The sequence below is a fragment of the Thermoplasmata archaeon genome, from assembly GCA_035532555.1.
Lineage (GTDB): Archaea > Thermoplasmatota > Thermoplasmata > Lutacidiplasmatales > UBA184 > Lutacidiplasma.
In genome coordinates this window covers 197,429-208,311 of sequence record DATKQS010000009.1, presented here as the reverse complement: position 1 = coordinate 208,311, position 10,883 = coordinate 197,429, and the positions used below count along the sequence as shown (strand labels likewise).

Sequence of the window (10,883 nt, the reverse complement as noted above, 5' to 3'; positions counted from 1 at the left end):
AACAGAATGTCAGTCGGGATCGGTTGTCGCTCAACGGAAACAGGGAGTTCTCGAGGAAGAACGGCCGTGAAACAAAAAGCGCGCGACTGAAACAATAATCGGTCCGGTGGGGCCGGGCAATCGAGCAGCTTCCCAAAGCCCCCCACTTAGTCTGTATTATATACAAGCGCTTTCTCCCCGTATCGGTGAGTTAGATGCTTCAGGGAACCCCGATCCTTGTGCTGAAGGAAGGTACCGAACGCGACCGCGGCAAGAGCGCCACCCAGAACAACATTGCAGCGGCCCGCGCCGTTGCGGATGCCGTCCGTACCACGCTCGGCCCGCGCGGAATGGACAAAATGCTCGTCGACGGGATGGGAGATATCACCATCACGAACGACGGCGTGACGATCCTGAAGGAAGTCGACGTCGAGCACCCGGCCGCGAAGATGATCGTCGAGGTCGCGAAGACCCAGGATCAGCAGTGCGGGGACGGGACGACGACCGCCGTGGTCCTGGCGGGCGAGTTCCTCAAGCGCTCGGAGTACCTTCTCGAACAGAACATTCACCCCACCGTCATCACCAAGGGGTTCGAGATCGCCCTGCAGGAGGCGCGCCGCCTTCTGGAGAAGGAGATCGGGACTTCCGTCAAGATCGATGACGAAGCGATGCTCCTCGACTGTGCGACCACCGCGATGGGCTCGAAAGGAGTCTTTGGCTCTCGCGACGTGCTCGCCCGCATCGCGGTCCATGCCGTCCAGCGCATCGCCGAGAAGCGCGGGGACCACATGGTCGCCGACGTCGACCAGATCAAGGTCGAGAAGCGCCACGGCGGCACGATTGGGGACACCCAGCTCATTGAGGGGATCATCCTCGACAAGGAGCGTGGGCACCCACGTATGCCCGGCGAGGTCGCCAACGCGAAGATCGCGCTCCTCAACACCGCTCTTGAGGTGAAAAAGACCGAGATCGAGAGCAAGATCAACATCAAGAACCCCTCCCAGATCCAGAGCTTCCTCGACGAGGAAGACAAGACGTTCCGCAAGATGGTCCAGCAGGTCAAGGCCTCCGGAGCGACCGTGGTCATCGCCCAGAAGGGGATCGACGACGTCGTCCTTCACTACCTCGCGAAGGAAGGGATCTACGCGGTCAAGCAGGTCAAGGAGTCCGATCTCCAGAAGCTCGCGCGCGCGACGGGCGGCAAGATCGTCTCCAGCTTGCAGGACCTCTCCGCCACCGACCTCGGCGCGGCAGCCAAGGTCGAGGAGCGGAAGGTCGGCGACGACCACATGACGTTCGTCACGGGATGCAAGAACCCCCGCTCGGTCTCGATTCTGATCCGCGGTGGAACAGAGCACGTGACCCAGGAAGTCGAGCGATCCTTGCAGGACGCGCTCAAGGTCGTCAGCTCGGTCATCGAGGACGGGGTCGTCTGCCCCGGCGGCGGTGCGACCGAGATCGACCTCGCCGTCAAGCTGCGCAAGTTTGCCCCTACGGTCGGTGGACGGGAACAACTCGCGGTCGAAGCGTTCGCCCAAGCCCTCGAAGTGATCCCCTGGGCGCTTGCCGAGAACGGCGGCTACGACTCGATCAACACGCTCATCGAGCTCCGTGGAGCCCACGAGGGTGCCCACGCCAACAAGAACGTCGGTGTGAACCTCGTGGACGGCAAGGCGGCCGACATGTGGAAGCTGCGCGTCATCGAGCCGGCGCGGGTCAAGCGCCAGGCGCTGACCAGCGCGGTCGAGGTCGCGAGCATGGTCCTGCGGATCGACGACGTCATCGCGTCGAGGAAGTCGAGCCCGTCCCCCGGTGGGGGCGGTGGGCACGACCACTAGAGCGATTGAACGGTCGGGCTGCGCTCGTTCACCGGCCGAAGGCCTCATAATCCAGAGCAGGTAGGCCCATCGATGCGCACCAAACCGGTCGAAGGAGTGCTGCGGCTTGATGTCGTAGCTCTCGAGCCGCGTCCCGCAGTCTACCTCGCGTACGACGGCCTCTCGGGACTGTCGCTCCGCCCGCTCCTGCGCGACCTGGTCGAAGAGCTCCAGCGCAAAGGACCCGAGCAGCTCTCGGCATTCCTGTCGGCGGTCCGCAAGCGTCGCTCCGGTCACATCCACGTCTACTTCTCCGACTACGTCAGCTACGGGATCGGAGGCGGAGACGCGACCGCGGAGTTCTTCTTCGGTACCTTTTTGCTACTCCACGAGCCAGCGCGGCCCGACGGCAAGGAGCCTGGACTCCCCGAGCGCCTCGTCCTCATGCGCCCCGGGGCCATCGAGCAATTCTCGCTCGATGGCATCGCGGCCTAGCGACGCACTCTTTTTCCTCCGTTCCGCCTCCCGCCTAGGGGCCACGATGCCGGAGGAGTCCCATCTGGAACGGGAGCGACGCGGGAAGATCGCTCGCTGGCGGGCCGAGGGACGCGAGCCCTTCCCCTGGTCGTTTCCGGATCGAACCCTCGTCCGTGAGGTCCGGGCCCTCACGAGTTCGCTCGCGCCCGGGGAGGAGGTCGTCGGTCGTACCGCGCGCGTCGCCGGTCGACTGCTCACCATCCGCTCTCACGGAGGCACCTCCTTCATCGACCTCGAGGACGCATCGGGGACACTGCAGCTGCTGCTCACGATCCACGAGCTCGGGGAAGAGACCTACACGCGTTGGCTCGCCGACCTCGACCCGGGGGACATTATCGGAGCGGTCGGCATGCCGGCGGTCTCTCGCCGAGGAGAGCCCTCGCTTCGGATTCAATCCCTCGAACTCCTCGCCAAGGCGATTGCGCCGCCCCCGGAGAAGTTCCACGGGCTGCAGGACCCCGAAGAGCGGATCCGCCGGCGCTACCTCGATCTCATGTCCTCCGCCGAGAGCCGAGAGCGATTCCGCCTGCGCTCGCTCCTGACACGCGAGATACGCCGATACTTCGACGCCGCGGGTTTCCTCGAGGTCGAGACCCCGATCCTCCTGCGCGTCGCGGGAGGCGCCGCCGCGGCTCCCTTCGTGACCCGCTCTCGGTACCTCGACTCCGAGCTCCAGCTGCGGATCTCCATCGAGCTCTCCTTGAAGCAACTCCTGATCGGTGGCTTGGAACGGGTCTACGAGATCGGCCGGTGCTTCCGCAACGAGGACCTCGATTCGACCCACTCGCCCGAGTTCACGATGCTCGAGCTCTATTGGGCGTATGCCGACTACCACGACATGCGCCGCCTGATGGAGGGGCTCTTCGAGCGCTTGGGGGCCCGAATGCTCGAGTGGCAGCCGGATTCGGAAGCGGCGCGATCCGCCGCGCAACTGTTCCGTCCTCCGTTCGCTACCCTTGACTTCGTTCAGGCGCTGGAGGAGCGCAGCGGAATCCACGATCTCCTCTCCCGACCGACTCTCGAGCTCGGCGAGCTCGCGCGCCGGTGCGGAGCGACCGTGCCGGCCGACTCTCCGCCGGGCGTGTCTCTGGACAAGCTCTTCGAGCATTACGTCGAGCCGACGATCGATCGTCCGACGTTCGTGGTCGATCATCCGGCATCGACCACCCCCCTCGCGAAGCGCCACCGGAGCCTTTCAGGTCGGGTCGAGCGGTTCGAGATCCATTGCCGTGGGTTCGAGATCGCGAATTGCTACACGGAACTCAACGACCCCGACGAGCAGGAACGACGCTTCCAGGAACAACTCGCCGCACGCGGGGAGGACCGCTACGCGTACGACGCCGAGTTCGTGGAGGCCCTACGTCACGGCATGCCTCCCGCGACGGGGATCGGCTTCGGGATCGAGCGGATCGTGATGGCGCTCACCGGAGCGAAATCGATCAAGGACGTGATCCTCTTCCCGCAAGTTCGGTCCCGCTGAACGGCCGCAGATCGATCCGAGGGCAACCTTCATCGTGCCGTTTCCGCTCGACCTCGTGTTCATGAGCCGAACCGCGGACGGATGGAGGAATCCGTGAGCACCCCCGCCCTCCCGTCCCGCTTCGATCCGAAGACGATCGAAGCGCGCTGGCAGGCGGATTGGACCGCCCACGGCTACTTCCGGGCTCCGGATCGCCCGAACCGCCCGTACTTCACCGTCCCGATCCCGCCGCCCAACGTCACGGGCATCCTGACGATGGGTCACATGCTCGGCTACTCCGTGATGGACATCTTGGTGCGCCAGCACCGGATGAAAGGGAATGCCACGCTCTGGGTACCGGGGCTCGATCACGCGGGCCTTGCGACGCAGGTCGAGGTTCGGCGACGGCTCGCGAAGGAAGGCGTCCGATTGGAAGATCTGCCGCGCACGCAGATCCTCGAGCAGATCGAGCTCTGGCGCCAGGAGCACGAGCCCCGCATCCTAGAACAGACCCGAGCCGGGGGGTTCTCGGTCGATTGGACCCGTTACCGGTACACGATGGACCCGCCGGCTGCGCGAGCAACGCGCGAGGTCTTCGTTCAGCTCTACCGGGCGGGGCTGATCTACCGGGGGGAACGGATGGTCAACTGGGACCCGCGGCTGCGCACGGCCGTCTCCGATCTCGAGGTGATCCACGCGGAGGAAGACGGGCTGCTGTACTTCGTTCGCTACCCCTGGGCCGATGGAAGCCCCGGCGGCCTCGAGGTCGCCACCGTCCGCCCCGAGACGATCTTCGGAGACGTGGCGGTGGCGGTTCACCCCGACGACGCGCGGCATGCTTCCGACGTCGGTCGAGAGGTCCTGCTACCGATCGTGAACCGCCGAGTTCCCGTCGTCACCGATACGGCGATCGATCCGGCGTTCGGGGCCGGTGCGCTGAAAGTGACCCCTCGCCACGACCTCGTGGATTACGAGATCTATCGGCGGCACCCCGATCTTGCGCTTCCGGCGAGCATCCTCGACGTTTCGGGGCGGCTCGAGGGGGATCTCGTCCCTCCCGAGCTCCGGGGGCTCGATTGCGAACGGGGCCGGGAAGCGACCGTGAAGCGGCTGGAGGAGGCCCGCCTTCTGCTGCGGACGGAGAAGTATCGGCACAGCGTGGCGCGCTCGGAACGATCGGACGCGGTGATCGAACCCCGCCTGTCCACCCAGTGGTTCGTGAAGATGCGCCCCCTCGCGGATCCCGCGGCGGCCGCCGTGCGGGAAGGGCTTGTGCGCATCCACCCCGATCGATGGACGTTGTCGTTCTTCCGGTGGATGGAGACGATCCAGGACTGGTGTATCTCCCGCCAGGTCGTTTGGGGCCATCCGATCCCGGTCTCTCGCTGCGCAGAGTGCAAGGAGGAGATCGTCTACGTGGACGCTCCAGAGTCCTGCCCGAAGTGTGGGTGCCGGGAGCTGATCCCGGACCCCGACGTCCTGGACACGTGGTTCACTTCGTGGCTGTGGCCGTTCCTATCGCTCGGCTGGCCCGAAGAGACGGCGGATCTCGCCCACTACTACCCCACGCACCTACTCGTGACCGGCCGCGACATCATGTTCTTCTGGGTCGCCCGGATGATGATGGCCGGACTGTACTTCACGGGCCGTGCGCCGTTTTCCGATGTCTACCTCACGGGGATGCTGCGCGACGACCGCGGCCGGAGGATGTCGAAGCATCTCGGGAACTCTCCGGATCCGCTCTCGGTGATCGCCGAGCGGGGAGCCGACGCGACGCGCTTCGCGCTCGTGTTCCCGACGCCCACGGACGAGGACGGGCCGTTCGGACGCGGGCCCCTCGAGGGCGCCCGCAACTTCCTGACGAAGGTGTGGAACCTGACCCGATTCGCCCAGTCGCACACGCCGAACGGAACCGCGCCCCCGGCGGATCCCCCCGCGATTTACGCCCACTCCCCGCTCGAGGATCGGTGGATCCTCTCACGCTACGCCGCGACGATCTCTGCCGTGGACGCGGCCCTCGCCCGGTTCGAGATCACCCAGGCGGCCACCTCGCTCTACCAGTTTCTGTGGCACGATCTCGCCGACCGGTACGTCGAGCTCATCAAGGACCGGCTTGCGGGCAAGGGCGACGCGGTGAGTCAACGGGCTGCGCAGGCAACGCTCCTGTTCGTGATCGAGCGATCCCTTCGCCTCCTTCACCCCTTTGTTCCCCACATGACGGAAGAACTGTGGCACGCGCTCCCCCATGAAGGCGAGTCGGTGACCATCGCCCCGTGGCCCTCGGCCGCGGAGGTCCCGCGCGATGCGCTCGCGGAGGCACGGATGGAGATCCTGCTCGATTCGATCCGGCTCTTGCGGAACCTGCGTGCCGAGGAGCACGTCGCCATCGAGACGATCCCCTCCGCCTGGATCCGACCTCAGAACGAGGAGGTCCGCACTCTGTTGATGGCGGAGCGTGCGGCCATCGAAAAACTCGCTCGGGTACACCCGCTCGAGCTGCTCGGCCCGAGCGAAACGACCCCGGAAGGCGCGGCGACCCGGGTCTCGGCGGCGGGAGAGTACTTCATCCTCCGACCGGCGGCGTCGATCGAGGACACCGAGACGCTCCGTCGGGAACGAGACAAGCTCGCCGCGTTACTGAGGAAAACCCGCGAGCGTCTTGCCGACCCGGGATTCCGCGAGCGCGCTCCGCCGGCGGTCATCCAGGAGGCCGAGGAGAAGGCACGGGAGCTGGACGAGCGCCTCACGCGCATCGACGCGAACCTGAAGAGCGCGGGGCCCTCGGAGGGTTCGGGACCATGACACCGGCTCGGAAGGCCCGCGCATCGCGCGCCAAGGTCGATTCCCCACGGACCGCGATCGGCACGATCCCGCTCCCCGGCTCGAAGAAACCCCATCCGGCTCTCGGCCTCGGACTGTGGGGCATGGGCCGATGGAAGCGCTCCGAGGAGGAGCAGACCCGCAGCTGCCTCGAGCACGCGATCGATGCCGGGATGCGTTGGTTCGATACCGCGGAGGTGTACGGGAACGGGCGATCCGAACGAGTGCTCGGGGAAGCGCTGAACCGAACCCCGACGCTCGCGAAGGATTCCTTCCTGGTCACGAAGGTCTCCTGGGAACACCTGCGACCGGAGCAGCTCCGCGCATCCTTGGTCGGCAGCCTCGAACGCCTCGGCCGCCCCTACGTGGATCTCTACCTCGTCCATGCTCCCGATTCGCACGTACCTCTCAAGGAGACGATGGCCGCCCTGGAGGCGATCTGGAAGGAGGGGCGCATCGGGGCGATCGGCGTGTCGAACTTCTCGGTCGAAGAGATGGAAACGGCGCAGGCCGCGCTCTCGGAAGCCCGCATCGTCGTCAATCAGGTCCGCTACAACCTCTTCGATCGGGAGGACGGGGATCCCGTCCTCGAGTATTGCCGGGCGCGCGGGATGGTCATCGAGGCGTACACGCCGCTCGCGCGCGGGCTCCTGCACGGTCGATATCTCACGGGAAAGCGGGTTCCTGCGGAGGTTCGACGGTTCGCGCATCGCATCTTCGAGCCCGATCGCTTCGCGGTGGTCCAGCAGCGTGCACGCGCTCTCCAGGCGCTGGCCAACGCGGCCGGCGTCCCGCTCGCCTCGATCGCGCTCCACTGGCTCGAGGCTCGGGGTGCGGCGCCCCTGTTCGGGGCGAGCCGCCCGGAGCAGATCGACTCGAACCTCGCGGCGTGGGAGGTCCGCCCTTCGAGCAAGATCCTGGAAGAGGCGGACGCGATCGCGCGAGGCGACCGTGCTTAAACTGGCCGCCTTCGACATGGACGGCACGCTCGTCAACGTCAGCAGCTCCTGGGGCTTCGTCCACGAGCATCTCGGCCTCTCCAATGCGGAGGGGCTCCGCCGCTTCATGGAAGGGTCGATCGACGACCTCGAGTTCATCCGGACCGATGTGCAACTCTGGAAGACCGTACGCCCAGGGATCTCGGTCTTCGACCTCGAAGAGATCCTGGCGCAGGTGCCGCTCATGCCGGGAGCGCTGGAGCTGATGCGGGGGCTCCGCGAACGCGGGATCCTCACCGCGATCGTTAGCGGAGGGATCGACGTGCTGGCTCGTCGCGTGGGGCGGGAGCTCCGGATGGACTACGTGCTCGCGAATGGGATCCGTACGGACGCCACGGGGCAGCTGACGGACGAAGGGATCCTACGCGTTCCGATCAAGAAAAAGGACCAGGTGCTCGCTCGGATCCAGGAGCAGCTCGGCATCCACCCCGATGAGACGGCGAGCGTGGGGAACTCCGAGATCGATGTCGCCCTGTTCCGGCGCAGCCGCATCGGCATCGCCTTCAAGCCGGAGGACCAGGCCGTTCGGGACTCCGCGACCGACGTGCTCGCAGCGTCCGACCACGACCTCACGCACGTCCTCCGCCTTCTGGACGCCTTCCCGGCCGACTGAGGGACGGCTCCACGCGGCCCGGCAACCCTTTTGCGGGCGGCCCGGTTCGGGGTTTCCTTCCATGGACGGATATCAAGCGCTCCTCGAACGCGCTCGGGCGCAGTTGCCCGAGGTGCGCACGGGGGGAGAACGGTTCCAGGTCCCCGAGCCGGTGGTCGCCACCGACGGCAAGACGACGGTCATCCGGAACTTCCAGGACATCACGACGGTCCTGCGCCGGGAGCCGGAGCAGGTCATCGGCTACCTCGCCAAGGAACTCGGCTGCCCCGGGGTCCTCGACCTTCCCCGAGGCGTGCTCAAGTCCCGCATCGCGAAGGACGCCATCGCCCAGCGGATCCGGGAATACACCGAGAAGTACGTGATCTGCTCGGAGTGCAAGCGACCCGACACCCACCTCACGAAGGAAGGCCGGCTCACGATCCTCGTATGCGAAGCGTGCGGCGCCCAGCGCCCCGTCACGATGCGCCGGGTCGTCACCCCCGAGAAGCCCAAGGCCCCGGTCGTGGTCGGCGAGGTGTACCGGCTGACGATCGAGGATGTCGGACGCCGGGGCGACGGCGTCGCCAAGAAGGAAGGCTTCGTAATCTTCGTCACGGGAGCCAACCAGCGCGGCATGAGCGTCAACGCGAAGATCACCAAGGTGCTCGGCAACAACGCCTACGCGATCGTGCAGCCCTGAACGGACGATGCGCAGCGTCCGGTGGCTGGGGCTGTTCGGGCTCTACATCGGCGCCCAACTCGTAGCGCTCGCTCTCGCGGTGCCGTTCCGCTCCGCGGGGCTGAGCTCGGGCGCCAACCCGAGCAGCCTGACCACCCCGCTGGTCCTGATCGCTGCGGTGATCATCGCCCCGATCATCATCCTACTGCTGGCGCGGCGGCAGGGACTCCTGGCCGGCCTCCGCCACCTGTTGCTGATCGCGATCGCCGCGGCGCTGTACTTCACGGTGCTCGAGTCCCTTCTGGTGGCCCTGCCGGCCGGCTGGCTGCTCGCTCCGATGAGCGCGGAGATCGTGCTCGTCCCGGCGGTCCCCCTCGCCGCGATCGTCGCGGCCGGACTCTACCTGGCCCTCCTCATGGATCCCCAGTGGTACATCGTGGACCTCGCCGGGTTCGTCGCCGCCGGTGGCCTGATCGCGATTCTCGGGATCTCCTTCGCCATCCTCCCGGTGTTCATCCTCCTCATCGCCCTCGCCGTGTACGACGCGATCGCCGTCTACCGCACGAAGCACATGATCCGCCTCGCCGACATCGTCACCGAGATGAAGCTCCCGATCCTGATGGTGATGCCCGAGTCCGCCGACTACGACTACGCGGCCGCCCCTCCGCTAAGCGAGACGCGCAAGGTCCCCATGGAAGAACGCGCCGCGACGTTCATGGGGCTCGGCGACGTCGTGATACCGGGGATCCTGGTGGTCTCCGCGTTCGTCTGGCTCCCCTCTTCCCCGAAGATCCTCGGCCTCTCCGCGAGTTTGTGGGTGGCCCTCGGCGCGCTCGTCGGATCGCTGGTCGGCTACGCCGTCCTCATGCGTCGCGTGAGCCGCGGGGAAGCGCAGGCCGGTCTCCCCTTCCTGAACGGGGGCGCCCTGGTCGGGTACATCCTCACCTTCCTCCTCATCTATCACTCCGCCACGCTCGGCCTCACGGGAGGCCTTTAACCACCCTCCGGCTCCGGGCGAGACGATGCCGCGTGAGGTCGAGGATATCCGGATCGATGACGCTCCCTCCCTGGACGTCCTCGTCCGTCGGCTGGACGCCGCCGGAGGGTTCAGCGCGAAGGCCGTGGCCGAGGGCGTCGACGTACTGACCCGGATGCTCCGCGACCCCCAGATGACCTTGTTCCTGTCCTTCCCCGCCGACATCGTGGCCACGGGCGTCCGAGGGGTCCTCGCGACGCTCGTCCGAGAAGGGTACGTCGATGCGGTGGTCACGACGTGCGGTACGCTCGATCACGACCTGGCCCGGTCGTTCCGCCCGTACTACCACGGCGCCTGGAACCTCGACGACGCCGACCTGCACCGGCGCCACCTCTACCGCCTCGGGAACCTCGTCATCCCCGAGTCGCACTACGGCGCGATCATCGAGGAGAAGATGCAGAAGATCCTCGCTGCGCTCTGGCGCCGAGACGTCCGGTCGCTGACCACCCGCGATCTCGCCTGGGCGATCGGCGAAGCGATCCCGAAGCGTGCGGGCGCGTCGAGCATCTTGAGAGCCGCCTTCGACCACCGGGTCCCGATCTTCGTACCGGGGATCACCGACGGGGCGGTCGGCTCCCAGCTCTGGCTCTTCTGGCAGGACCACAAGGAGTTCAGCATCGACCTCCTGCGCGACGAACAGCACCTCTCCGACATCGTGTACGAGGCGAAGCGCTCCGGCGCGATCCTCCTCGGAGGCGGCATCTCCAAGCACCACACGATCTGGTGGAACCAGTTCCGGGACGGACTCGACGCGGTGCTGCAGGTCACGAGCGCGGTCGAGTGGGATGGGAGCCTCTCCGGCGCGCGGACGCGCGAAGCGATCTCATGGGGCAAGGTCAAGCCGGGCGCGCGGCACACCAGCGTCGACGGCGACGTGACGGTGCTGTTCCCGCTGATGGTCGGAGCCGCCCTCGAGCGCCTCCGGCGATAGGCGGCGGCCCCCGCTCGGCGATTCATCGCCGGTAC

General features: G+C 66.7%; 9 protein-coding genes. All 9 read left to right on the top strand.

Features of this window, described 5'->3' with window-relative positions:
• The first annotated feature begins 194 nt into the window (after window positions 1-194).
• Window positions 195-1,817, top strand: coding sequence for a thermosome subunit beta (gene thsB / locus VMV28_02950; GenBank protein ID HUZ79562.1), 1,623 nt, complete (start codon window positions 195-197; stop codon window positions 1,815-1,817).
• A 72-nt stretch (window positions 1,818-1,889) separates the two neighbouring features.
• Window positions 1,890-2,291 carry a hypothetical protein gene (locus VMV28_02945; GenBank protein ID HUZ79561.1) on the top strand — a complete coding sequence of 134 codons (402 nt, stop codon included), beginning with the start codon at window positions 1,890-1,892 and terminating at the stop codon, window positions 2,289-2,291.
• A 46-nt stretch (window positions 2,292-2,337) separates the two neighbouring features.
• Window positions 2,338-3,813 (top strand): lysine--tRNA ligase, encoded by a 1,476-nt coding sequence (gene lysS, locus VMV28_02940; GenBank protein HUZ79560.1) that lies wholly within the window; start codon window positions 2,338-2,340, stop codon window positions 3,811-3,813.
• A gap of 93 nt (window positions 3,814-3,906) precedes the next feature.
• Window positions 3,907-6,594 carry a valine--tRNA ligase gene (locus VMV28_02935; GenBank protein ID HUZ79559.1) on the top strand — a complete coding sequence of 896 codons (2,688 nt, stop codon included), beginning with the start codon at window positions 3,907-3,909 and terminating at the stop codon, window positions 6,592-6,594.
• Complete coding sequence (locus tag VMV28_02930) at window positions 6,591-7,571, top strand: aldo/keto reductase (GenBank protein HUZ79558.1); 981 nt, start codon at window positions 6,591-6,593, stop codon at window positions 7,569-7,571. Before VMV28_02935 ends, VMV28_02930 begins: the two co-directional genes overlap by 4 nt.
• A complete protein-coding gene (locus tag VMV28_02925; protein HUZ79557.1) occupies window positions 7,564-8,223 on the top strand; it encodes an HAD-IB family phosphatase in 660 nt (219 codons plus the stop codon). Before VMV28_02930 ends, VMV28_02925 begins: the two co-directional genes overlap by 8 nt.
• Before the next feature lie 61 nt (window positions 8,224-8,284).
• Window positions 8,285-8,902 (top strand): translation initiation factor IF-2 subunit beta, encoded by a 618-nt coding sequence (locus VMV28_02920; protein HUZ79556.1) that lies wholly within the window; start codon window positions 8,285-8,287, stop codon window positions 8,900-8,902.
• Between the two features lie 7 nt (window positions 8,903-8,909).
• Entirely contained in the window at window positions 8,910-9,878 is a 969-nt protein-coding gene (locus VMV28_02915; GenBank protein HUZ79555.1) for a presenilin family intramembrane aspartyl protease PSH, read from the top strand.
• Between the two features lie 25 nt (window positions 9,879-9,903).
• Window positions 9,904-10,848: a deoxyhypusine synthase gene (locus tag VMV28_02910; GenBank protein ID HUZ79554.1), complete on the top strand. Its 945-nt coding sequence runs from the start codon at window positions 9,904-9,906 to the stop codon at window positions 10,846-10,848.
• Window positions 10,849-10,883 lie beyond the last annotated feature (35 nt).